The organism is Pseudomonas sp. KH_027 (assembly GCF_057838565.1).
This window is the reverse complement of the sequence record NZ_CM174470.1, coordinates 4,464,813-4,489,278: the sequence shown is the minus strand read 5'-3', so window position 1 is coordinate 4,489,278 and position 24,466 is coordinate 4,464,813. Positions and strand designations below refer to the sequence as shown.

Below are 24,466 nucleotides of genomic sequence, written 5' to 3'. Positions count from 1 at the left end.
CTTATTGTCCTAGTTGTGCAGCGAGTTCGGCCGAGCGGTGCGCGGCGGCGTTGAGTGCCTGTTCGACCAGGGCTTCAAAGCCACCGGCCTGGAAGGTTTTGATCGCCGCTTCGGTGGTGCCGGCGGGCGATGTGACGCGACGGCGCAGTTCGGCGGCCTCGACATCGCTGTCGACGGCCATGCGCGCAGCGCCCAGCGCTGTTTGCAGGGTCAGCTGAGCGGCCGTCTCGCGGGGCAGGCCAAGTTTTTCGCCGGCGGCGGTCATCGCCTCGATCAGCAAGAAGAAATACGCCGGGCCGCTGCCAGACACGGCGGTCACCGCGTCGATCAGCTGTTCTTCGTCGAGCCACAGTGCGACCCCGACTGCCGAGAGCAGTTGCTCGGCTTGCTGGCGCTGGGCGCTGGATACGTGCGCGTTGGCGAACAGGCCACTGACGCCCTGGCGCAGCAGGGCCGGTGTGTTGGGCATGCAGCGCACGATGGGGCTCGGCGCGGCAGATGGCGTACTCAGCCAGTTCTGCATGCTGGCGCAGGGAATGCCGGCGGCGATCGAGACGATCAACTGTCGGCCAGTGAGGCTCGGCGCCAGTGTCTGGCAGACGGCCTTCATCGCCTGTGGCTTGACCGCCAGGACGATCACGTCGGCGCCTTGAATGGCCTCGGCGTTATCGGCAACGACCTCGATGCCATGCTCGGCGGCAATCTTGGTGCGCTGTTCGGCGCCTGGGTCGCTGGCGCGGATAAGTGAGGCGTCCATGCCTTGGGCGCGCAGACCGCCGATCAAACTGGCGGCCATGTTGCCGGCGCCGATAAACGCAATACGGGTGTTGCTCATAAAACGCTTCCTTTAATAAGGCGAGTGCCGCGCATGTCAGCGGGTGGTCGATTCATCTGTACCGCTGTCTTTACTGGCGTAGTCGCGGGCACCAAACAGGGCCGTGCCAATCCGTACCCAACTGGCGCCTTCGGCTATCGCGGCTTCCAGGTCGTGGCTCATGCCCATGGAAAGGGTGTCGAGTTCCAGGTTCAGGCCGGCCTGCAGCTTGCGCACTTGGGCGAAGGCGGCCTGTTGGGCCGCGAGATCCTCGGTAGGTTCGGGAATGGCCATCAGGCCGCGTAGTTTCAGGTGTGGCAGCTTCGCGACCGCGGCCGCCAGCGCCGGCAAATCCTCTGGTGCACAGCCGGATTTGCTCGCCTCGCCACTGACATTGACCTGCAAGCAGATATTCAACGGCGGCAGCTGTGGCGGGCGTTGCTCGGACAGGCGCTGTGCGATCTTCAAGCGGTCGACCGAATGCACCCAGCTGAAGTGTTCGGCGATGGCTTTGGTCTTGTTTGATTGAATGGGGCCGATGAAATGCCAAATCAAGGGCAAATCCGCCAATTCGGCCTGTTTGCCCAAGGCTTCCTGCAGGTAGTTTTCACCAAAGTCGCGCAGACCGGCCGCATAGGCTTCACGAATGGCGGGCGCGGGTTTGGTTTTGCTCACCGCCAACAGGCCAATCGCTGTGTAATCACGCTGCGAGGCTTGCGCCGCCTCACGGATACGCTCACCGACCTTTGCAATATTCTCTGCTATCGTGGACATTACTTGCGCCAGCCGCCTAGTGTCTGCGGCATTCTACCTGCTTGCTTGTCATTAGGGAGTTCCATGGATATCACTGAGCTGCTTGCCTTCAGCGCTAAACAAGGCGCTTCGGACCTGCACCTCTCTGCTGGTCTGCCGCCGATGATTCGGGTTGACGGCGATGTGCGGCGAATCAATTTACCCGCTCTGGATCACAAGCAGGTGCATGCGCTGATCTACGACATCATGAACGACAAGCAGCGCAAGGATTTCGAAGAGTTCCTCGAGACCGACTTCTCCTTCGAAGTGCCGGGCGTCGCGCGTTTCCGGGTCAACGCCTTCAACCAGAATCGCGGTGCCGGTGCGGTATTCCGGACCATTCCGTCCAAGGTGCTGTCCATGGAAGACCTGGGCATGGGCGAGATCTTCAAGAAGATTTCCGACGTGCCGCGTGGCTTGGTGTTGGTCACCGGGCCGACCGGTTCGGGCAAATCGACCACTTTGGCGGCGATGCTCGACTACATAAACAGCAACAAGTACCACCATATCCTTACCGTCGAAGACCCGATCGAATTCGTTCACGAATCGAAAAAATGCCTGATCAACCAGCGCGAAGTGCATCGCGATACCCTTGGCTTCTCCGAGGCGCTGCGTTCGGCGCTGCGGGAAGACCCGGACATCATCCTGGTCGGTGAGATGCGTGACCTGGAAACCATCCGCCTGGCGCTGACCGCCGCGGAAACCGGGCATTTGGTGTTCGGCACCCTGCACACCACGTCCGCCGCGAAAACCATCGACCGGGTGGTCGACGTGTTCCCGGCGGAAGAAAAGTCCATGGTTCGCTCCATGCTGTCCGAGTCGCTGCAGTCGGTGATCTCGCAAACCCTGATCAAGAAAGTCGGCGGTGGCCGGGTGGCGGCGCATGAAATCATGATCGGCACCCCGGCGATCCGTAACCTGATTCGCGAAGATAAAGTCGCGCAAATGTACTCGGCGATCCAGACCGGCGGCTCGCTGGGCATGCAGACCCTGGACTCGTGCCTCAAGGGCTTGGTGGCCAAGGGCTTGATCACACGCGAGAACGCCCGCGAAAAATCCAAAACCCCGGAAAACTTCTGATCCGTACCCGTCCCGCCATGTGGTGGGGTGGGTTACGTCGGTTGCGGTACACGCTCGCAGCCGGCTCGCCCTTAGGGCTGGCGGTAATGCATTACTGCCGCGAGAGAGTCGCGTGATAGGCGAGAGAGTCCATGGAATTCGAAAAGCTGCTGCGTTTGATGGTGGAAAAGGGTGGTTCCGACCTGTTCATTACCGCGGGTGTGCCGCCGTCGATGAAGGTCAATGGCAAGATCATGCCGATCACCAAGGTACCCCTGTCGCCGGAGCAGACCCGTGAAACCGTGCATGCGGTGATGAACGAGCAGCAACGGCGCGACTTCGGTGAAAACCACGAATGCAACTTCGCCATCAGTGCGCGTGGTGTCGGCCGTTTCCGGGTCAGTGCCTTCTACCAGCGCAACCTGGCGGGCATGGTGCTGCGGCGCATCGAAACCAATATTCCGACTCTGGACGACCTCAAGCTGCCGGAAGTGCTGAAGAAGCTGGCGCTGACCAAACGGGGTCTGGTGCTGTTCGTCGGCGCCACCGGTACCGGCAAGTCGACCTCGCTGGCGGCGATGATCGGTTACCGCAACAAGAACAGCAGCGGCCACATCATCTCCATCGAAGACCCGATCGAATATATCCACCAGCACCAGAGCTGCATCGTCACCCAGCGCGAAGTGGGGATCGATACCGAGTCCTTCGAAGTGGCGCTGAAAAACACCCTGCGCCAGGCCCCGGACGTGATCTTGATCGGTGAAGTGCGGACCCGCGAGACCATGGACCATGCCGTGGCGTTCGCCGAAACCGGCCACCTGTGCCTGGCCACCCTGCACGCCAACAACGCCAACCAGGCGCTGGACCGGATCATCAACTTCTTCCCCGCCGACCGGCAACAGCAGGTGTGGATGGATTTGTCGCTGAACCTCAAGGCCATCGTCGCCCAGCAGCTGGTTCCGACCCCGGACGGCAAGGGCCGGCGCGCGGTGATCGAAGTGCTGATCAACACCCCGCTGGCGGCCGACCTGATCCGCAAAGGCGATGTGCACGAACTGAAGGCTTTGATGAAGCGCTCCACCGAGCTGGGCATGCAGACCTTCGACCAGGCGCTGTACCAACTCTATACCCAGGGCGAAATCACCTACGAGGATGCGCTGGCCTATGCCGACTCGGCGAACGACCTGCGCTTGATGATCAAGCTCGGTTCGGAGGCCGACGGCGACCACCTCACCAGCATGAGTCAGGGCCTGAGCCTGGAAACCAGCGAAGAGGATACCGGTCGGCGCTTTCGCTGAGCTTGTCCGCCGCGTGGCCTGGCAACGGGCCGCGTTACGCCGCTTCGCCTTCACCGGCAAGCGGCGTTGTCATTTATGGCCGCTTGAGTCGCGCGTCGATGCTGCGCCGGCAGTAGTTATCGGTGCTCCTGGCGCAGGGTGGCCGGCAGCACTCGCTCGGGCTTGGCCGTTCTCAGCGTTGGCTGATCTGGATCGGATTGGCGCCGCTGGATTCCGGCAGTACCCGTTTAGCCAGGGCGTAGTGCTGCTTCCAGTAGGGCTTTTTCAAGTTGTCGATGCGCACGGTTTTGCCACGGCGCGGCGCATGGATAAAGCGGTCGTTGCCCAGGTAAATCGCGACATGATTGACCTTGCGGCTTCTGATGTTGAAGAACAGCAGGTCACCCGGCTCCAGTTGCTCGCGCGAGACTTTTTGCCCGTCGGCACGGGACATGGCGTTGGAGGTGCGCGGCAGATTGACCTCGGCGATAGGGTCGAAGGCATATTTGACCAGGCCGCTGCAGTCGAAGCCTTTTTCCGGCGTGCTGCCACCCCAGCGATAGCGCACGCCGAGCGCATTGACTGCACGGCTCAGGACGTTACTGCTGTCCTCGGCCGTGTGCGTCGAAAGCGACGGGATAGCAGGCGCGCTGCGGCTGCTTGAAGAGGCTTTGACCGTGTGTCCGGTGGAGCCAGCCGGCAGCGGCTGGTAGCGGTTGCTCGCTTGGGCGGCGAGTGGCAACGCTAGGCAAATGGCTAGCCATGTCAGGTAAATCGAACGCATTTGGCAGGGCTCTTGGTTAGACCGCGCAACTTTATAACAGCTTTTTTGTATGTTTTTTGACCATTGGTCGATTGGAACCTCTGTGCAGTTGCTGATCAGCCGAGACAAAATGCTGCTTTTCAGTGGGATTCAAGGGAGTAACGCTGTCGATGCGCCTTGCTGTAAATTTAGCCGGACGCTCTGTTTCGGGGCGAGCCTGCGCCGAGCAAACCGGTATCGAATTCGACGCTCAGAGCCCTACTCATCACCTGCCAGGAGGCAATCATGGACGTACGTCAGGACACTCACAGCAAGGTCATCGGTTATCTGTTGTGGATCTTCGGTTTCCTCGGAGCGCACCGTTTCTATTACGGCAAGCCGGTCACCGGGACGATCTGGTTCTTTACCTTCGGCCTGCTGTTCGTCGGCTGGATCATCGACCTGTTCCTGATTCCGGCCATGGATCGCGAGGCCGACCTGCGTTTCACCGCCGGTGACACCGATTACAACGTCGCCTGGATTCTGCTGACCTTCCTTGGCGTGTTCGGCGTGCACCGCATGTACCAGGGCAAGTGGATCAGCGGCATCATTTACCTGTGCACCGGAGGCCTGTTCCTGATCGGCGTGCTGTACGACTTTTGGACCCTGAATGCCCAGGTATCGCTCAAGAATGCCGTGCGCGGTTGATCCGCGAACAAGAAAAAGCCCGCCGATTGGCGGGCTTTTTTCTGCGCGGGGTATCAGGCCTGGTAGCTGACGTGCCCGTCCACCAGGGTGTAACGCACCGCGCCCGGCAGGCAGTGGCCGATGAACGGGCAGTTCTCACCCTTGGAGTACCAGGTTTCGCCGGCCAGGGTCGATGCCTGCGGGTCGAACAGCACCAGGTCGGCAGGCTGGCCTACCGCCAGTCTGCCGGCGGGCAGGCGCAGAGCCGCGGCGGGGCCGGCGCTGAGGCGGGCGAGCAGGGTCGGCATGTCCAGCAGGCCGTCCTGCACCAGGCTCAAGGCCAGCGGCAGCAACAGCTCGACGCTGCTGATGCCGGGCTCGGTGGCTCCGAAGGGGGCGAGCTTGGCGTCCGCCTCATGGGGCTGGTGGTGGCTGGCGATGGCCTGGATCACCCCGGACTTCACGGCGGCGCGCAGGCCGGCGCGGTCGGCGGCGGTGCGCAGCGGTGGTTGCACATGGTAGAGGCTGGAGAAGTCGATCAGCGCCTCGTCGGTCAGGATCAGCTGGTACAGCGCCACATCGGCGCTGACCGGCAGGCCACGGGCTTGCGCCGCGGCGATCAGCTCGACGCCACGGGCGCTGGTCAGCTGGCTGAAGTGCGCACGCACGCCGGTTTGCTCGACCAGCAGCAGGTCGCGGGCCAGGGCGACGGTCTCGGCGGTTTCCGGGATGCCGGGCAGGCCGAGGAAGCTGGCGGTCGCGCCCTCATGTGCCAGGCCGCCTTCGGCCAGATCGTGGTCCTGGGAGTGAAAGACCACGGTCAGGTCGAAGGTCGCGGCGTATTCCAGGGCGCGGCGCAGGGTGCGGTTGTTGCTGAAGTTGTCCAGGCCATTGCCGAAGGCCACGCAACCGGCGTCGCGCAGGGCTACCAGTTCGGCCAGCTGTTCGCCGGCCAGGCCTTTGCTCAGGGCGCCGATCGGGAACACCTTGGTATGGCCGGCGACGCGGGCGCGGTCGAGGATCAGCTCGGCGACCGCCGGGGTGTCCAGAATCGGCCGGGTAAACGGCGGGCAGCACAGGCTGGTGACGCCGCCAGCGGCAGCGGCGAGGGTCTCGCTGGCAATGCTGCCTTTGCGGCTGTAGCCGGGCTCGCGCAGCGCGACACTGAGGTCGACCAGGCCGGGGGCGGCCACCAGACCTTGGCCGTCGATGCGCTGGCGGGCCTCGAAACCGGCCGGCGCTGCGCCGATTGCGGCGATTTTGCCGTCCTGCAGGTAGATGTCGCTGATTTGGTCCAGCCCGCTGGCCGGGTCGATCACACGGGCGCCGAGGATAACGGTGGGCATCAGTTCTGCTCCTCAGCGTCTTGATTGATCTGGCGCTGGGCATTCTGCCCGCTCATGGCCATGGACAGCACGGCCATGCGGATGGCGATGCCATAGGTGACTTGATTGAGGATTACCGACTGCGGGCCGTCGGCCACCGCCGATTCGATTTCCACGCCACGGTTGATCGGCCCCGGGTGCATGACCAGGGCATCCGGCTTGGCCAGTTTCAGGCGTTCGTTGGTCAGGCCGTAGAGGCGATAGAACTCGCCTTCGCTCGGCAGCAGGCCGCCGGTCATGCGTTCGCGCTGCAGGCGCAGCATGATGATCACGTCGACGTCCTTGAGGCCGGCGGCGAGGTCGGTGAAGACCTTCACGCCGTACTGCTCGATCCCGACCGGTAGCAGGGTTTTCGGCGCAATGACGCGGATGTCCGGGCAGCCCAGGGTTTTCAGCGCCAGCATGTTCGAGCGCGCCACCCGTGAATGCAGGATGTCGCCGACTATGGCCACCGAGAGGTTCTCGAAGCCGCCCTTGTGCCGACGGATGGTCAGCATGTCGAGCATGCCCTGGGTCGGGTGCGCATGGCGGCCGTCGCCACCGTTGATGATCGCCAGGTTCGGGCACACATGCTCGGCGATGAAGTGCGCCGCGCCGGAGTCCGCGTGGCGCACCACGAAGATATCGGCGGCCATGGCTTCCAGGTTGCGCAGGGTGTCGAGCAGCGTTTCGCCTTTGCTGGTCGAGGAGGTGGAGACGTTCAGCGTGATCACGTCCGCGGACAGCCGTTGGGCGGCCAGCTCGAAGGTGGTGCGGGTGCGGGTGGAGTTCTCGAAGAACACATTGCACACCGTCTTGCCGCGCAGCAGCGGGACTTTCTTCACCGCGCGGGCGCCGACTTCGAGGAATGAGTCGGCGGTGTCGAGGATTTCGGTCAGCAGCTCGCGCGGCAGGCCATCGAGCGTGAGGAAGTGGCGCAGCTGGCCCTGATCGTTGAGCTGCAGCGGGCGCTTGGCGTCGGTCGGCGTCATCACGGAGATCTCAGTTGGCGGCGGAGGCGAGGGGCTGGTGCTCAAGGGTGAGCGGCGCGGGGCCGAGCAATTTTACCCGTTCGCCAGGGGCGAGCGACAGTATGGCGCCGACTACATCCGGGCGAATCGGCAGTTCGCGCGCGCTGAGGTCGAGCAGGCAGACCAGGGTCACACTGGCGGGGCGGCCGTAGTCGAACAACTCATTGAGGGCGGCGCGGACGGTCCGGCCGCTCATCAGCACATCGTCGACCAGTACCAGGTGCTGGCCTTCGATCTCGAACGGCAGCGCCGAGGGCCGCACTTGCGGGTGCAGGCCGTTCTGGGTGAAGTCATCGCGGTAGAAGGAGACGTCGAGAATCCCCAGTTCGGCGCTGCGGCCGAGGGCCTGCAGCAGTGCCTGGGCGACCCAGACGCCACCGGTGTGGATGCCGATGAAGCGCGGCTCGGCGATGGAGCGGCTGGCCAGGTGGGCGCTCAGCGCAGCAGCCATCTGTGGCAGCAGCTCGGCGGGGTTGGGCAGGCTCATGGTGTCTCCTTGTGGGCCGCAATGGCGTGCAATTGTGCTCAGGCGCTGTGTTCGGCCAGCCAGCCTTCCAGCAACAGGGCGGCAGCCAGGGCGTCGACCGGGTTTTCCCGGTAGCCGCCGCGCTGGCCTTGCTGCAGTCGTTCGCCTTTGGCGGCGTAAGTGGTCAGGCGTTCGTCGTGGGTATGCACCGGCAGGTTGAAACGGCCATTCAGGCGGCGGGCGAATTTTTCCGCCCGTTCGCTCATCTCGCTGGCAGTACCGTCCATGTTCAACGGCAGGCCGACGACTATGGCGTCGGGCTGCCATTCACGGATCAGGGCCTCGACTTTCTGCCAGTCGGGCACGCCGTTCTGCGCTTTCAGTACGCACAACTCGCGGGCTTGGCCGGTAATTGCCTGACCGACGGCGACGCCGATCTGTTTGGTACCGTAATCGAAACCGAGCAACAGACGCAGGGGTTTGGCTGTGGCAGGCGCAGCCATCAGGCGTGCCCGGCCTGGGAGGTCAGCAGGCTGAGGTTGATGCCCAGGCGTTCGGCCGCGGCATTCAGGCGCTGGTCGAAGGGTAGGTCGAAGAGGATGCGCGAGTCGGCCGGGCAGGTTAGCCAGACGTTATTGATCAGCTCGTTCTCCAGTTGGCCAGCTTCCCAGCCCGCGTAGCCGAGGGTGATCAGGTAGTGCTCCGGCCCCGTACCGTCGGCAATGGCGAACAGCGCGTCCTGCGAGGTCGACAGCGCCAGTTCGCCCAGCTCGAGGGTGGCCTGGAATTGTTGCCCGGTGGGGTGCAGGACAAAGCCGCGGTCGGTTTGCACCGGGCCGCCGGAAAAGATCGGCAGGTTCTGGCAGGTCGCTGCCGGGGTGCTGTCCGGGCGCAGTTGTTCGAGCACGTCGGCGAGGCTCAGGCCGCTGGGCCTGTTGATCACCAGGCCCATGGCACCTTGGGCGTTGTGTTCGACGAGGTAAGTGACGGTATGCACGAAGTGCGGATCGGCCATGTGCGGCATGGCAATCAGCAGGTGGTGCTTGAGGTAGCTGGGGCTGGCGTCTTTCATGGGTAATAGTGTGGCCGTTGGGTGGTCACCCTGACAAGCAGCGCGGCTTGTTCGGGGGCCTATTTGCTCGACAGGCGGTCGCCGCGCTCGAAGCGCCAGGTGCGGATGATTTCCAGGCGGTCGATGTCCGCCAGGTCGCCGGTAAACGGCGAGAAGGGGGCCGCCAGGCGCACGATGCGTTGCGCTGCCTGATCGAGCAGTGGTTGGCCGGAGGATTCCAGCACCTGGACCTCGAACAGGCTGCCGTCACGGTTGATCGAAACCAGCAGCCGCAGGTTGCCGTATATCCGCTGGCGGCGTGCTTCGTCAGGATAGTTGAGATTGCCGACGCGCTCGACCTTCTTGCGCCACTCGTCCTTGTACCAGGCGCCTTTGTCGCGCATGGTCGAGGCGGCGTTCAGGCGATGGATTTTCGGTCGTTTGGCGTACAGCTGCTGTTCCTGCGCCAGTTCTGCCTCCAGGCTGGAGATTTCGGCGGACAACTGCTCGCTATCGAAGGCCGGGGCTTGCCGGGTTTGCGGTTCGGGCTTGGCCTGCTCGCGCTTGACCGGGGTTTTCTGTGGCTGCGGGGTGCGGGTGGCGACCGCGGCTTTCGGCGCTTCCTGCTTGGTGGTTGCGCGTGGAGTGGCTGGCGGAGTGACGCGTTTGACTTCCTTATCCTGGAACAGCGCCTGCTCGGTGGTCTTCGGTGCGGCCTTGTGCTCCAGGGTGCCGCTGCCCTGCTGGTTGTCCTGAGCGAGGTAGTCGGCCACTTTGGGCTTTTCCGTGCTCTTGAAGGTAGACAGGGTGATTTCCAGGGTTTTGCTGATCTGACTCGGCTCGACCAGGGTGAAGCCGACGCCGAGGATCAGGGCCACATGCAGCACGGCGGCCAGGAACAGGGTAAAGCCCAGCCGGTCCGCCGGGCGGACGCCGGCGTCAGACAGTTCAGGCGGGAGGGCGGCTGCGTTCATCGCTCATCGTGGTCAGTTCAGGTTGCCGCGCAGTCTGCCGAGGGCTTGGGGAAAAGTCCATGAAGCACTGCGCGGCTTGGTGATGCACTGAACATTTCAGCGCGAGGTTGTGTCGCGCGCGCTCAGTTGCTTGGCGATGGCCTCCATCAACTGCTCGCCGATCTTCGTGCCGAAGGCATTGTCGATCTCGCGGATGCAGGTCGGGCTGGTGACGTTGATTTCGGTGAGGTACTCGCCGATCACGTCCAGGCCGACGAACAGCAGGCCCTTCTCGCGCAGCGTCGGCCCGACCTGGGCGGCGATCCAGCGATCGCGCTCGGTCAGCGGGCGCGCTTCGCCACGACCGCCGGCCGCCAGATTGCCGCGGGTTTCGCCAGCCGCCGGGATGCGCGCCAGGCAAAAAGGCACCGGTTCGCCGTCGATCATCAGGATGCGCTTGTCGCCGTCCTTGATCGCCGGCAGGTAGCCTTGCGCCATGATCTGCTGGGTGCCGTTGGCGGTCAGGGTCTCGAGTATCACGGAGAGGTTGGGATCGCCTTCGCGGTGGCGAAAGATCGACGTGCCGCCCATGCCATCCAAGGGTTTGAGAATGATGTCACGCTGCTGTCTTGCAAACTCGCGCAGAATGTCGGCTCTGCGGCTGACCAGTGTCGGCGGGGTGCAGTGGGGGAACTGGGTGGCGAACAGCTTCTCGTTGCAGTCGCGCAGGCTTTGCGGGCGGTTGACCACCAATACGCCAGCGCGCTCGGCTTGCTCCAATAGATAGGTGCAATAGACGAACTCCATGTCGAACGGAGGATCCTTGCGCATCAGGATCACGTCGAGCTCGCTCAGCGGCAGGTCGTTTTCGTCGTCCAGTTCGAACCAGTGTTGGGGATCTTCAAAGACTTTGAGTGGGCGCATGCGTGCCCGAGCCTCGCCGTCAATCTGGTACAGGTCTTGCTGTTCCATGTAGAACAGCGACCAGCCACGGGCTTGGGCGGCCAGTAGCATGGCCAGCGAGCTGTCCTTTTTGAAGGAGATGCGCGCAATGGGGTCCATGACTATGCCGAGGCGAACGCTCATGGGGGAAATCCTCCGCAAAAGGAATGCGACAGCGGACAGGCTGTCGAGGCTAGACTGTGTGGCGCCAGGGTGGCGCCGGTGATCTTCCCGGTCAAGGAAAAACCTTGTGCTTCTAGGGCTTATAGATTGCTTCTAGAGAGTGTGCTAAAAAGACCTACGATTGGGTCGCAGCCCGTCGCTGGTAGGCCTCAGGCGCACTAAAAACGTAGAAAAATAACGACTCACCGAGGCGATGGTAGGGCAAACATGGAACAGCATTCCGAAGGGTTAAGGGTCATGGTGATTGACGATTCGAAAACGATTCGTCGCACTGCGGAAACCCTGCTGAAAAAAGTGGGTTGTGAGGTCATCACCGCGGTCGATGGCTTCGATGCGTTAGCGAAAATTGCCGACACCCATCCCAATATCATCTTTGTCGACATCATGATGCCGCGGCTCGATGGCTATCAGACCTGCGCCCTGATCAAAAATAACAGTGCTTTCAAATCCACCCCGGTGATCATGCTGTCCTCCAAGGACGGCCTGTTCGATAAGGCCAAGGGTCGTATCGTGGGTTCCGATCAGTACCTGACCAAGCCTTTCAGCAAGGAAGAGTTGCTCGGCGCCATCAAGGCTCATGTGCCTAACTTCACCCCGGTGGAACAAGCATCTTGACGTTCGACCGCTAGGGCGGTGACGTATTTTCCATATGGGGAACACCATGGCTCGAATTTTGATTGTTGATGACTCGCCAACCGAGATGTACAAGCTGACCGCCATGCTGGAAAAGCATGGGCATCAGGTACTCAAGGCAGAGAATGGCGCTGATGGCGTGGCTTTGGCCCGCCAGGAAAAGCCCGATGCAGTTCTGATGGATATCGTCATGCCGGGCCTCAATGGCTTTCAGGCGACCCGCCAGTTGACCAAGGATGCGGATACCAATCACATCCCGGTGATCATCGTCACCACCAAGGATCAGGAAACCGACAAGGTCTGGGGCAAACGCCAGGGCGCGCGTGACTACCTGACCAAGCCGGTGGACGAAGATACACTGCTGAAAACCCTGAATGCGGTGCTGGCCGGCTGATGCCGGGCTAGTGCGCAGTTAAAAATAAGAAGAAGGTTCGGGCCGGCATGTCGGACGTACAAACCCCCTTTCAGCTCCTCCTCGAGATCGACCAGCGTTGTCGCCTCTTGGCGGCTGGGCTGCCGTCGCAGCGCGCGATGGTGCAGACCTGGAGCGGCATCGGCTTTCGCATGGGTGAACGCCTGTTCGTCGCGCCGATGGGGGAAGTTGGCGAAGTGCTGCACGAACCGAGGTTTACCTTGCTGCCGGGTGTGAAAAGCTGGGTCAAGGGTGTCGCCAACGTGCGTGGTCGTTTGTTGCCGGTGATGGACCTGTGCGGGTTCTTCGGTAATGACCTGTCGCCATTGCGCAAGCAGCGGCGGGTGCTGGTAGTGGATCATCAGGAAGTCTTCGCCGGCCTGACCGTCGACGAAGTGTTCGGTATGCAACATTTCCCGGTGGATAGCTTTTCCGAGCAACTGCCGCCGTTGGAAACGGCCATCGAGCCTTTTATCCATGGCATGTTCCAGCGCGAACAGCCCTGGCTGGTGTTCAGCCCTCATGCGCTGGCACGGCATCCGGGCTTCCTCGACGTGGCTTTCTAAGCGTTTTTCGGTTGGGTCGGCGTTGCCGGCCTTTTAGCGTTACATGGGCAACGTAGTGCGGTAGGTCCAGGCGGGGGCCAAATAATGAAAAAACTAAACGCAGGCAATCTATTGGCTGGGATGCGCAGCAGCACCTTGATCGCGGGGCTTTTTATCGTCCTGATCGTGTCCATCGTGCTGTTGTTCGCCAACTTCGCCTATATCAACACCCAGTCGAACTACGACAAGGAATACATCAGCCACTCCGGTGAGCTGCGTGTACTCTCCCAGCGCATCGCGAAGAACGCCACGGAAGCGGCGGCGGGCAAGGTCGAGGCTTTCGCCTTGCTCAAAGATGCGCGCAACGACTTCGAGAAGCGTTGGGGGTTCCTGGTCAAGGGTGACGAGTCCACCGGGCTGCCATCATCGCCAGACACCGTGCAGACGGAAATGGCCGCCGTGCAACAGGACTGGGACAGCCTGCGGAAAAACTCCGACGCCATCCTGGCCAGCGAACAAACGGTTCTCTCCCTGCACCAGGTGGCCGCGACCCTGGCGGAAACCATTCCGCAACTGCAGGTCGAGTATGAAGAGGTGGTCGACATCCTCCTCGAAAGCGAGGCGCCGGCCGCCCAGGTTTCCGTCGCCCAGCGTCAATCGCTGCTGGCTGAACGTATCCTCGGTTCGGTGAACAAGGTACTGGCCGGTGACGAAGACTCGGTCCAGGCCGCCGACATGTTCGGTCGCGATGCCAGCCTGTTCGGTCGCGTCTTGAGCGCGATGCTCGAAGGCAACGCGGCGATGAAGATTGCCAAGGTGACCGACCAGGAGGCTCTCGAGCGTCTGGCGGAAATTTCCGAGCTGTTCGAGTTCGTTTCCGGCTCGGTGGACGAAATTCTGGAAACCTCGCCGGAACTGTTCCAGGTGCGGGAATCCGCCAGCAGCATCTTCACCGTGTCGCAGACCCTGTTGGACAAGGCTTCGCAACTGGCCACCGGGTTTGAAAACCTGGCCGGCGGCCGCGCCCTGAATACCCTCATCGGTTATGTGTTGGGCTTGCTGGCATTGGCCTCGATCATCCTGATCGGCCTGGTCATGGTGCAGAGCACCCGCAGCCGACTGGCTGAAACCGCCGAGAAGAACGAACGCAACCAGGCGGCGATTCTGCGACTGCTCGATGAGATCGCCGACCTCGCCGACGGTGACCTGACGGTAGCGGCAACGGTAACCGAAGACTTCACCGGCGCCATCGCCGACTCGATCAACTACTCGATCGACCAACTGCGCGACCTGGTCGCGACGATCAACTTGACCGCCGTACAGGTAGCCGCCGCCGCCCAGGAAACCCAGGCAACGGCCATGCACCTCGCCGAGGCCTCCGAGCACCAGGCGCAGGAAATTGCCGGTGCATCGGCGGCGATCAACGAAATGGCCGTGTCGATTGACCAGGTATCGGCGAACGCCTCGGAATCCTCCGCGGTAGCGGAACGTTCCGTAGCCATCGCCAACAAAGGCAACGAAGTGGTGCACAACACCATCACCGGCATGGATAACATCCGTGAGCAGATCCAGGACACCTCGAAGCGGATCAAACGCCTCGGTGAATCGTCCCAGGAGATCGGTGACATCGTCAGCCTGATCAACGACATTGCCGACCAGACCAACATCCTCGCATTGAACGCTGCGATCCAGGCCTCCATGGCCGGTGACGCGGGCCGAGGCTTCGCCGTGGTAGCGGACGAAGTACAACGCCTCGCAGAACGTTCCTCGGCTGCAACCAAGCAGATCGAGGCACTGGTTAAAACGATTCAGACCGACACCAACGAAGCGGTTATCTCCATGGAGCAAACCACTTCCGAAGTAGTGCGCGGGGCCCGTCTGGCGCAGGACGCCGGTGTGGCACTGGAAGAGATCGAGAAGGTATCCAAGACCCTCGCAGCCTTGATTCAGAACATCTCCAACGCCGCTCGTCAGCAAGCTTCCTCCGCTGGCCATATCTCCAACACCATGAACGTGATTCAGGAAATCACCTCGCAGACCTCCTCGGGCACCACGGCTACCGCCAAGAGCATTGGTAACCTGGCCAAGATGGCCAGTGAAATGCGGCGCTCGGTTTCCGGCTTCACCTTGCCAGAAACCACCGACCAAGCCTGATCAGGAGAGGCGCGGCGGCCTGCAGAGGTCGTCGCCACGCGGCCATGAGCGAGGGGCACGGTATGCAGCCAAGCGGGGCCTGGGCCTTGAAACCCCTGGTCGATATGACTCCGGCGGAATTCCACGACTGGCAAACGTTGTTGGAAGAGCGCACCGGGGTGGTGATCAGCGAGCAGCGCCAGGCATTTTTGCAGACCAACCTGAGTACGCGGATGCGCGAGTTGGGTGTGCCTGACTATGCCAGCTACTACCGCCAGGTCATCGATGGCCCGCGTGGCGCGGTGGAATGGTCGACCTTGCTGGATCGTCTGACCGTTCAGGAAACCCGCTTTTTCCGCCATCGCCCGTCTTTCGACGTACTGGAGCATTACCTGGGTGAACGTTTGGCGCGGGCCGAGGCCGGCGAGCAACCCTGGGCTTTGTGGAGTGTCGGTTGTTCCAGTGGCGAAGAACCGTACTCGCTGGCAATCAGCGCCGCCGAAGTGTTGCGTGACAGCGAACGGCCCGCGCACTTTGGCGTGACCGGTACCGATATCAGTTTGAATGCCCTGAACAAGGCACGCGAAGGTGAATACGCCGCGCGCAAGCTCGAACACATGGATATGGACCTGTGCGAGCGGTATTTTGCCGCGCAGGCCGATGGACGCTTCAAGGTAGTACCGAGTCTGGCGGCGCGCGTATGTTGCGCCCGGCTCAATGTGCTGGAGTTGGCGAAGGCGCCAATGTCCGGTATGGACGTCATTTTCTGTCAGAACTTGCTGATTTATTTTCGTCGCTGGCGTCGCCGCGAGATCCTCAACCGCCTGGCCGAGCGCCTGGCCCCGGGTGGTCTGCTGGTAGTCGGCGTCGGCGAAGTGATCGGTTGGCAACACCCGGACCTGGTGCCGGTGGCCGACGAGCGAGTGCTGGCTTTTACCCGAAAGGGGTAACGTGCGGTTATGAGTGGAGTTGCTATGGGTGATCGGCACGACTATGTCGCCCTGGAGTGGGTCAAAGGCGAGATCGCAGAGACTCTGAAGCAGGCGCGGCAGGCCCTGGAGGCGTTCGTCGAGAACCCCCAGGATTCGACGCGCATGCGTTTCTGCCTGACCTATGCACACCAGGTCCATGGCACTCTGCAGATGGTGGAGTTCTACGGCGCGGCCCTGCTCGCGGAAGAAATGGAGCACCTGGCCCAGGCGCTGATGGAAAACCGCGTGGCCAACCAGGGCGAGGCCCTGGAAGTGCTGATGCAGGCAATTCTGCAGCTGCCGGTTTACCTCGACCGGATTCAGACCGCACGGCGCGATCTGCCGATGGTGGTGCTGCCGCTGCTCAACGATTTACGTGCGGCGCGTGGCGAAAAGCTGCTGTCGGAAACCAGTCTCTTCTCTCCGGACATGTCGGCGCGTCAGCCGGCCTTGTCGGTGGAGTCGCTGGCCCAGTTGCGCACCGCCGAACTGCCGGTGTTGCTGCGCAAGCTGCGGCAGATGCTGCAGATGGCCCTGGTCGGTGTGATCCGCAACCAGGACCTGGGCACCAACCTGGGTTATATGGCGCGGGTTTTCGCCCGCCTCGAAGTGCTCTGCAAAGACGCGCCGCTCGGCCCGCTGTGGCAGATCGCTTCGGGCATGGTCGAAGGGCTGGCCAACGGCAGCGTGCTCAATGGCACCTCGGTGCGGACCTTGCTGCGGCAGGTGGATAAAGAACTCAAGCGCCTGCTGGAACAGGGGGCGGACGGCATCAACCAGGCCGCGCCGGACGAACTGACCAAGAACTTGCTGTTCTATGTGGCAAAGGCTTCGGCACAGTCGCCGCGCATCCGCGCCCTGAAAGAACAATACCGCCTCGATGACGCCTTGCCGGACAACGACGTGGTCGACGAAGAGCGTGCGCGCCTGGCCGGACCGGATCGCGATGCGATGCGTTCGGTGGTCGCCGCGCTGTGCGAAGAGCTGGTGCGGGTCAAGGACAGCCTCGACCTGTTCGTGCGCAGCGACCGCAGCAAGGTCGCCGAGCTCGACAGCCAGCTGGCGCCGCTCAAGCAGATCGCCGATACCCTGGCGGTGCTGGGTTTCGGTCAGCCGCGCAAAGTCATAGTCGACCAGATCGACGTGGTGCACGGCCTGTCCCTCGGCCAGCGCGAGCCAAGCGATGCAGTGCTGATGGATGTCGCCGGGGCGTTGCTGTATGTGGAAGCGACCCTGGCCGGCATGGTCGGCCCGGCCGATGACCGCAGCCGCGAAGAAAGCCATCTGCCGACCACCGACGTGGCACAGATCCACCAGTTGGTGATCAAGGAAGCGCGCAACGGCCTGGAGCAGGCCAAAGACGCGATCATCGAATTCATCGCCTCGCAGTGGAACCACGAACACCTGGCCCGCGTGCCGGAACTGTTGACCCAGGCCCGTGGCGGCTTGGCGATGATTCCGCTGGCGCGCGCCGCGGCCCTGCTGCAAGCCTGCAATCGCTACATTCAAGAGCAGTTGCTGGCCCGCAAGGCGGTGCCGAACTGGCAGAGCCTCGACACCCTGGCCGATGCCATCACCAGCGTCGAGTATTACCTCGAACGGCTGGCGGAAGACCATGCCAGCCAAGGCGATCTGATCCTCGATGTGGCCGAAGAGAGCCTCGAGACCCTCGGCTACCCGCTGAAGGAAAAGCCGTCGATTCTCGACCGGGTCGAACCTGAGGTTGAGTCGTTCGCGCCGCTGGCCGATCCGATGCACGACATCGAGGTGTTGGCCGACGAGCCGCTGGAAGAGCTCGACCCGGGCTTGCCGGAGCAGCCGCAGGACGTGAGTTTCGAATCGGCTGAGCTGTCGCTGGAAAGCCTTGAACTGACCGAGCTGCAGCTTGACGATGAGCTGAGCCCGGAGTTCGCAGCGGTTGCCAGTGACGACACTGAACTGCTGGTTGCCGATGACAACTGGCAGCTCGGTGAATTGCCGGAGGCAGAGCTGCAAGAGATCGACTTCAGCCTGGCGGCAACGGTTGACGAGCTGTCGTCGTTGCCCGGCCTGGAGTTGAGCGAAGTAGAGGCGCCCTTGAGTTGGCTTGGCGATAGCACCTTGGAGCTGGAAGAACTCAGCTTCGATGCGCTCAACGACAACCCGGCACAGTGGAACGAGGCCGAGCTGGCCGAGCTGGGGCTGCCGGACGTCGAACTGCCGAGCGCGCCGGTCGAAGCCGAAGTGCCCGCCGCACCCGTCGACAAGCCATTGTCCATGGCCGAAGTCATGGCGACGCCGGTGCAGGCCATCAACCCGCCTGCCCAGGACGTCCCCCCGAGCCTGCTGCCACCGCCGGCCGGTGAAGAGGCGATCGACGAAGAACTGCTGGAAGTCTTTATCGAAGAAGTCGGTGAAGTGCTGGAAACCATCGCCGAGTACCTGCCGCAATGGCGCGCGAACACCGACGATAAGAATGCGCTGAGCGAAGTCCGTCGTGCTTTCCACACCCTCAAGGGCAGTGGCCGGATGGTGCGCGCGCTGATCATCGGCGAGTTGGGCTGGTCGATCGAAAACCTGCTCAACCGCGTGCTGGAGCGCAGCATTCTGCCGGGCGCAGAAGTGCAGCAAGTCATAGTCGATGTGATCGAATTGATGCCGGCGCTGGTGGACGAGTTCGCCGCCAAAGCGCAGCGTCAGCGTGACGATGTCGACCGTTTGGCCGCCACGGCTCATGCCTTGGCCAAGGGGCAGAGCGCCCCAAAAACTGACGCCCCGGCTTCCCCGCAGGCAGCCGAAACCGTGGGCGAGCCCGTGGCTGCAACGCTTGTGGATACCGGGGTCGAGGCGCTCGACCCGCAGTTGATCGAGATCTTCCGCAATGAGGCGGAAACCCACCTGGATACCCTGGTGGCGTTCCTCGCCGATTGCGCCCAGGAACTGCCGCAGCCGGTCACCGATGATCTGCAGCGGGCCCTGCACACCCTCAAGGGCAGCGCGTACATGGCCGGCATCCTGCCGATCGCCGAGATCGCCACGCCACTGGAAAAACTGGTCAAGGAATTCAAGGCCAACCTGATCCCGATGGATCTGGGCGAGGCCGAGTTGCTGCACAGTGCCGAGCAGCTATTCCGCCGTGGCCTGGAGCAATTGGAAGATCGGCCGCTGGCGCCCATCGAAGGGACCGCGGAACTGCTCGAACGCGCGCATAAATTACACCTGGATCGCTTGGAGGCCGCGCAAACGGCGCGCCAGGCCAACCAAGGCGAAAGCCGAGACCCGCAACTGATCGGCATCTTTCTCGCCGAAGGCATGGATATCCTGCTGGACGCCGAGGATCTGCTGCGTCTCTGGCGCGAGCATCCGTCCGAACGTCAGGAGCTCAGCGCCCTGCTCGACGAGCTGAGCACCCTTGGCCGGGGCGCCGAGATGGCCGAGCTGCCGCAGATCGATGAGCTGTGCGAAGCCTTGCTCGATCTCTATGGCGCGGTCGAAGAAGGCGGCTTGGCCGTCAGCGAGCGCTTCTTCAGCGAAGCCGAGAGCGCCCATGAAGCGCTGATCAGCATGATGGATCAGGTTGCGGCCGGTTTGCAGGTCAGTGCCCAGCCCGAGCGCGTCGAAGCCCTGCGCAGCTTGCTGGGCGAGGCGCTCGACCCGCAGACCCTGGCCTTGCTGGCGACCGATGGCAGTTCGCAGCTGCACGTCATCGAATTGGACGCGGCAACCGCCGAGCTGGAATTGGCCGAGCTGGCCAATGGCGAGTCGAGCGAACACTTCGCGCCGAGGGAATACAGCGCAGAGCCAGCCCCGCACGCGTTACCGCAGCAGGCCGTCGAAGCGCTGTCGCCGGTTGTCACACCAGACCCTCTGGATGAGGAAATGGTGGAAATCTTCCTCGAAGAGGCGGTGGATATCCTCGAAAGTGCCGGCCAGGCGTTGGAGCAATGGCTCGGCGAGCCGGAAAACAATCGCGTGCTGACTTCACTGCAGCGCGACCTGCACACCCTCAAAGGTGGCGCGCGGATGGCCGAGATCGGCCCGATCGGCGATCTCGCCCATGAGTTGGAAGCCTTGTACGAAGGCCTGGTGGATCGGCGTTACAGCTATTCGCCGGTGCTGAGCGGCCTGTTGCAACAGAGCCACGACCGCCTGGCGGTGCTGCTGGAGCAATTGCAGGCCAAGCGTGTTCTGCCCGATCCTGCCGAGTTGATTCAAGCGATCCGCGGCTTCCGTCAGGGTGGAGCGCAAAGCTTGTCGGCGGCGGCTGTCATGCCCCAGCCTGACTTCGAAGCCGAAGCCGAAGCCGAAGCCGAAGCCGAAGCCGAAGCCGAAGCCGAAGCAAAGGTCGAGGTTGAGGTTGAGGTTGAGGTTGAGGTTGAGGTTGAAGATGAAGCCGAAGTCGAACCGCTGGCGGAAGAAGTCATTGAGTTAGAGCTGGCGTCGCTGGACGATGAATTGGCCCCTGAGTCGAGCGCTGAATTAAGCGCTGAACCGCAAGAGTTGGCGTTGGTCGAGCCGCTTGACCTCGCGGCGTCAGTCGAGTCAGAACCCGAGCTTATCGAGTCGAACGAAGCGCCGGCCTGCATTGCCCCGGCAGTTTCGACGTTCTATGACGAGCGCGATCCCGAGTTGGTGGAAATCTTCCTGGAGGAGGGTTTCGACATCATCGACAGCTCCAGCGCGGCCTTGCAGCGCTGGAAGGGCGACCTCGATAACAGCCTCGAACTCGAGTCCCTGCAACGCGACCTGCACACCCTCAAGGGTGGTGCGCGGATGGCCGAGATCCGTGAAATCGGCGACCTGGCGCATGAACTGGAGTTTCTCTACGAGGGCCTTGGCGATGGCCGGCTGCGTGCCAGCCCTGGTCTCTTCGGCCTGCTGCAGGTGTGCCACGACCGGTTGGCGGAAATGCTCGAAGCGGTGCGTGATAAGCGCGCGGTGCCGAGTGGTGACGCGCTGATCGAGACCATCCGCCACTTTCGCGCCAACCCGGACGAGCAACTGAGCATTCCGTCCAGCGTGCACCTCAAGGCCGCTGTCGACGCCCATGCCGATGATGCCGAGGCGGATATCCTCGATATCTTCCTGGAAGAAGGCGATGACCTGCTGGAAGCCATGGAAAGCGCCATCGGCCGCTGGGAAGAACAGCGTGACAATGGCGCGGCCATCGACGACATGCTGCGCCTGTTGCACACCCTGAAAGGTGGCGCGCGGCTGGCGGGGCAGAAAACCCTGGGCGATCTGACCCACGACCTGGAGCAGCACCTGACCGAGGCGCAGCAGCAAGGCGCGCCCTGGCCGGAAAGCCTGTTCATTGATGTGCAGTCCGGTTTCGAAGGCTTGCAGGGCGAGCTCGATCAGCTGCGCGAGCGCGTCAACGACAACCTGGCCGCTGAGTCGACCGAGGCGCCGCAGCCCGAGCCGATTGCCCAGCTGCCAGTGCTGCATTCGCTGAGCAGCCCGATCGTGGCCGCCAGCGAACTGCCGACCGCGCCGGTGGCGGCGAAGGTTCTGCCTTTCGTCCGTCGCGCCCAGGAAGCCGCCTTGGAGGCCGCCGCCCGGCGCGCCCCGCAGGAATTGGTCAAGGTCCCGGCCGAGCTGCTCGAAGGCTTGGTCAACCTGGCGGGTGAGACCTCGATCTTCCGGGGTCGGGTCGAGCAACAGGTCAGCGACTTCGGTTTCACCCTCGGTGAAATGGAAGCCACCATCGACCGGGTGCGCGATCAATTGCGCCGGCTGGACATCGAAACCCAATCGCAGATCATCAGCCGCTATCAGGCCGAGGCCGAGCGCGTTGGTTACGAAGACTTCGATCCGCTGGAGATGGACCGCCACTCGCAGTTGCAGCAGCTCTCGCGCGCCCTGTTCGAGTCGGCTTCCGACTTGCTGGAACTGAAAGAAACCCTGGCGGCACGTAACCGTGACGCGGAAACCCTGCTGTTGCAGCAGGCACGGGTCAATACCGAGCTGCAAGAAGGCCTGATGCGCACGCGCATGGTGCCTTTCGACCGTCTGGTGCCACGTTTGCGCCGCATCGTGCGGCAGGTGGCGAGCGAACTGGGCAAGCAGGTCGACTTTATCGTCGGCAATGCTGATGGCGAAATGGACCGTACGGTGCTGGAGCGTATTGTCGCGCCGCTCGAGCACATGCTGCGCAACGCCGTCGACCACGGTATTGAAGCCACTGATGTGCGTCGTGCTGCCGGTAAGAACGAACAAGGCAATATCCGTTTGAGCCTGGGCCGCGAGGGTGGCGATATCGTCCTGACCCTGGCGGACGATGGTGGTGGCATCAAGCTCGACGCGGTGCGCCGCAAGGCCATCGAGCGCGGCATGATGGATGCCGACTCCGACCTGACCGACCACGAGATTCTGCAATTCATCCTCGAAGCCGGCTTCTCCACCGCCGAGAAGGTCACGCAGATTTCCGGGCGTGGCGTCGGCATGGACGTGGTGCATTCCGAGGTCAAGCAACTCGGTGGCTCCATGAGCATCGAGTCGACCCTGGGCGAGGGCACCACCTTCCGCATCCGCCTGCCATTCACCGTGTCGGTCAACCGTGCGCTGATGGTGCTCTCCGGCGAAGACCTGTACGCCATTCCGTTGAACACCATCGAAGGTATCGTGCGGGTCTCGCCCTACGAGCTGGAGGCTTACTACGCGCCGGACGCACCGCGCTTCGAGTACGCCGGGCAGGCTTACGAGTTGCGCTACCTGGGCGACCTGTTGAACAACGGTCAGCAGCCGAAGCTGGTGGGCCAGAGCCTGCCGTTGCCGGTGATCCTGGTGCGCTCCAGCGAACATGCGGTGGCGGTGCAGGTGGATTCCCTGGCCGGCTCGCGCGAAATCGTGGTGAAGAGCCTCGGCCCGCAGTTCGCCGGGGTGCATGGCATCTCGGGTGCAACCATCCTCGGCGACGGCCGCGTGGTGGTGATCCTCGATCTGTTGGCGACCATCCGGGTGCTGCATGCCCACCTGCTGACGCAAATGCTGCCGCGTACCGCCAGCCGCGTGGATCTGCCCGTTGAGCTGGAAGTCGAGCGACCGACGCTGGTGATGGTGGTGGATGACTCGGTCACCGTGCGCAAGGTCACCAGCCGCCTGCTGGAGCGTAACGGCATGAACGTGCTGACGGCCAAGGACGGGGTCGACGCGATCTCCCTGCTGCAGGAGCACAAGCCCGACATCATGCTGCTGGACATCGAAATGCCGCGCATGGACGGCTTCGAAGTGGCGACCCTGGTGCGCCACGATGAGCGCCTGAAAGACCTGCCGATCATCATGATCACCTCGCGTACCGGTGAGAAACACCGCGAGCGGGCGATGAACATCGGCGTCAACGACTACCTCGGCAAGCCTTACCAAGAGTCCTTGCTGCTCGAAACCATTGCACAGCTGGTCAAACGGACATGACTGAGAAAACTGCCGCCCGCATTGCGGTGCTCGCCGATACCTCGCTGCAGCGCCATGTGCTGCAGCAGGCACTCGTGGGGAACGGCTACAACGTGGTGCTCAACAGCGACCCGGCGCGGCTCGACGCGGATGCGTTGGCCGCCTGCGAGGCCGACCTGTGGCTGGTCGATCTGGCCCAGTCGGAAGACTCGCCACTGATCGACAGCCTGCTCGAATACGCCAGTGCCCCGGTGTTGTTCGGCGAGGGGCATGCCCCGGAACGACACTCCGAGCATTACCCGCGCTGGGAAAGGCGGCTGGTCGGCAAGCTCAAGCGCCTGGTCGGTGATCCGACCCAGGCGGTCGGCCCCACGCTGCAAGCGCTGCTCGGCGACGCCCAGCGGCCCGCGCGGCTCGACCTGCCTCGGGCGTTGGCGGATACACCGCTGGTGGCCGGTGAACCGGCGCGGCAGGTGTGGCTGCTGGCCGCTTCGCTGGGTGGCCCGGCGGCGGTCAAAGCCTTCCTCGATGCCTTGCCGGGCGGCCTGCCGGTCGGCTTCATCTATGCCCAGCACATCGATGCCAGCTTCGAGACGGCCTTGCCGCAAGCGGTCGGCCGGCATAGCCAGTGGCATGTCAATCCGGCCCGCCAGGGCGATGCGATACGCTGCGGCGAAGTGGTGGTCGCCCCTATCGTCTACGAACTGGGTTTTGCCGACGGCGGCGCCATGCAGATCGCCGATCGCGGCTGGCCCGAGCCCTACAGCCCGTCCATCGACCAGATGATGCTCAACCTGGCGCAGCACTTCGGTGCCCTGTGCGGGGTGATCGCCTTCAGCGGCATGGGCAGCGACGGCAGTGCCGCGGCGGCCTATGTGCGCCGGCAAGGCGCTGAAATCTGGACCCAGCGCGGCGACAGCTGCGTCTGCCCAAGCATGCCGGACAGCCTGCGCGAAGGCGGCTACAGCGCCTACAGTGGCGACCCGCGCGAGCTGGCGGCGACGCTGGTCAATCATTTGGCGGCGCAGTGCGGCTGAGGC

General features: G+C 63.0%; 20 protein-coding genes. 10 read left to right on the top strand and 10 right to left on the bottom strand.

Going from position 1 to position 24,466, the window contains the following annotated elements; genetic code table 11:
• Window position 1: 1 nt before the first annotated feature.
• Together proC and AC3IYG_RS21010 are read right to left on the bottom strand one after the other, a co-directional pair.
• A complete protein-coding gene (gene proC, locus AC3IYG_RS21015) occupies window positions 2–835 on the bottom strand; it encodes a pyrroline-5-carboxylate reductase (RefSeq protein ID WP_489311408.1) in 834 nt (277 codons plus the stop codon).
• A gap of 36 nt (window positions 836–871) precedes the next feature.
• A complete protein-coding gene (locus AC3IYG_RS21010) occupies window positions 872–1,588 on the bottom strand; it encodes a YggS family pyridoxal phosphate-dependent enzyme (protein ID WP_489311407.1) in 717 nt (238 codons plus the stop codon).
• Between the two features lie 63 nt (window positions 1,589–1,651).
• On the opposite strand from AC3IYG_RS21010, the gene pilT reads away from it, so the two are divergent.
• Window positions 1,652–2,686 (top strand): type IV pilus twitching motility protein PilT, encoded by a 1,035-nt coding sequence (pilT, locus tag AC3IYG_RS21005; protein ID WP_489311406.1) that lies wholly within the window; start codon window positions 1,652–1,654, stop codon window positions 2,684–2,686.
• Between the two features lie 131 nt (window positions 2,687–2,817).
• Entirely contained in the window at window positions 2,818–3,963 is a 1,146-nt protein-coding gene (locus tag AC3IYG_RS21000; RefSeq protein ID WP_489311405.1) for a PilT/PilU family type 4a pilus ATPase, read from the top strand.
• Window positions 3,964–4,135: 172 nt separating this feature from the next.
• Here the strand turns inward: AC3IYG_RS21000 and AC3IYG_RS20995 are convergent, their stop codons facing one another.
• Window positions 4,136–4,726, bottom strand: a complete 591-nt coding sequence (locus tag AC3IYG_RS20995) for a C40 family peptidase (RefSeq protein WP_489311404.1) — start codon at window positions 4,724–4,726, stop codon at window positions 4,136–4,138.
• 264 nt (window positions 4,727–4,990) lie between these two features.
• On the opposite strand from AC3IYG_RS20995, the gene AC3IYG_RS20990 reads away from it, so the two are divergent.
• Window positions 4,991–5,392: an NINE protein gene (locus AC3IYG_RS20990; protein WP_489311403.1), complete on the top strand. Its 402-nt coding sequence runs from the start codon at window positions 4,991–4,993 to the stop codon at window positions 5,390–5,392.
• A 53-nt stretch (window positions 5,393–5,445) separates the two neighbouring features.
• Here AC3IYG_RS20990 and AC3IYG_RS20985 read toward each other — a convergent pair whose 3' ends face one another.
• From AC3IYG_RS20985 to gshB, 7 genes are all read right to left on the bottom strand, one after another.
• A complete protein-coding gene (locus AC3IYG_RS20985) occupies window positions 5,446–6,717 on the bottom strand; it encodes a dihydroorotase (protein ID WP_489311402.1) in 1,272 nt (423 codons plus the stop codon).
• Window positions 6,717–7,727 (bottom strand): aspartate carbamoyltransferase catalytic subunit, encoded by a 1,011-nt coding sequence (locus AC3IYG_RS20980; RefSeq protein WP_489311401.1) that lies wholly within the window; start codon window positions 7,725–7,727, stop codon window positions 6,717–6,719. The genes AC3IYG_RS20985 and AC3IYG_RS20980 overlap by 1 nt, the downstream gene beginning before the upstream one ends.
• Window positions 7,728–7,737: 10 nt before the next feature.
• On the bottom strand, window positions 7,738–8,253 hold the full coding sequence (pyrR, locus tag AC3IYG_RS20975) for a bifunctional pyr operon transcriptional regulator/uracil phosphoribosyltransferase PyrR (protein WP_489311400.1): 516 nt from the start codon (window positions 8,251–8,253) through the stop codon (window positions 7,738–7,740).
• Between the two features lie 38 nt (window positions 8,254–8,291).
• Complete coding sequence (ruvX, locus tag AC3IYG_RS20970) at window positions 8,292–8,735, bottom strand: Holliday junction resolvase RuvX (RefSeq protein WP_489311399.1); 444 nt, start codon at window positions 8,733–8,735, stop codon at window positions 8,292–8,294.
• On the bottom strand, window positions 8,735–9,304 hold the full coding sequence (locus AC3IYG_RS20965; protein ID WP_489311398.1) for a YqgE/AlgH family protein: 570 nt from the start codon (window positions 9,302–9,304) through the stop codon (window positions 8,735–8,737). The genes ruvX and AC3IYG_RS20965 overlap by 1 nt, the downstream gene beginning before the upstream one ends.
• A gap of 59 nt (window positions 9,305–9,363) precedes the next feature.
• Window positions 9,364–10,257 (bottom strand): energy transducer TonB, encoded by an 894-nt coding sequence (locus AC3IYG_RS20960; protein WP_489311397.1) that lies wholly within the window; start codon window positions 10,255–10,257, stop codon window positions 9,364–9,366.
• Window positions 10,258–10,353: 96 nt separating this feature from the next.
• Window positions 10,354–11,322, bottom strand: coding sequence for a glutathione synthase (gene gshB, locus AC3IYG_RS20955; protein WP_489311396.1), 969 nt, complete (start codon window positions 11,320–11,322; stop codon window positions 10,354–10,356).
• Between the two features lie 246 nt (window positions 11,323–11,568).
• Here gshB and pilG point away from each other — a divergent pair, with 246 nt between their 5' ends.
• The 7 genes from pilG (at window position 11,569) to AC3IYG_RS20920 (ending at window position 24,463) form a co-directional block, all read left to right on the top strand.
• Window positions 11,569–11,976, top strand: coding sequence for a twitching motility response regulator PilG (gene pilG, locus AC3IYG_RS20950; protein ID WP_079203716.1), 408 nt, complete (start codon window positions 11,569–11,571; stop codon window positions 11,974–11,976).
• Between the two features lie 46 nt (window positions 11,977–12,022).
• Window positions 12,023–12,388, top strand: a complete 366-nt coding sequence (gene pilH, locus AC3IYG_RS20945; RefSeq protein ID WP_108094980.1) for a twitching motility response regulator PilH — start codon at window positions 12,023–12,025, stop codon at window positions 12,386–12,388.
• A 47-nt stretch (window positions 12,389–12,435) separates the two neighbouring features.
• Window positions 12,436–12,972 (top strand): chemotaxis protein CheW, encoded by a 537-nt coding sequence (locus AC3IYG_RS20940; RefSeq protein ID WP_489311395.1) that lies wholly within the window; start codon window positions 12,436–12,438, stop codon window positions 12,970–12,972.
• An 84-nt stretch (window positions 12,973–13,056) separates the two neighbouring features.
• On the top strand, window positions 13,057–15,105 hold the full coding sequence (locus tag AC3IYG_RS20935) for a methyl-accepting chemotaxis protein (protein WP_489311394.1): 2,049 nt from the start codon (window positions 13,057–13,059) through the stop codon (window positions 15,103–15,105).
• Window positions 15,106–15,167: 62 nt separating this feature from the next.
• A complete protein-coding gene (locus tag AC3IYG_RS20930) occupies window positions 15,168–16,034 on the top strand; it encodes a protein-glutamate O-methyltransferase (protein ID WP_489311393.1) in 867 nt (288 codons plus the stop codon).
• A gap of 24 nt (window positions 16,035–16,058) precedes the next feature.
• Window positions 16,059–23,447, top strand: coding sequence for an Hpt domain-containing protein (locus AC3IYG_RS20925; protein ID WP_489313974.1), 7,389 nt, complete (start codon window positions 16,059–16,061; stop codon window positions 23,445–23,447).
• On the top strand, window positions 23,444–24,463 hold the full coding sequence (locus tag AC3IYG_RS20920; protein ID WP_489311392.1) for a chemotaxis protein CheB: 1,020 nt from the start codon (window positions 23,444–23,446) through the stop codon (window positions 24,461–24,463). The genes AC3IYG_RS20925 and AC3IYG_RS20920 overlap by 4 nt, the downstream gene beginning before the upstream one ends.
• Window positions 24,464–24,466: the final 3 nt, after the last annotated feature.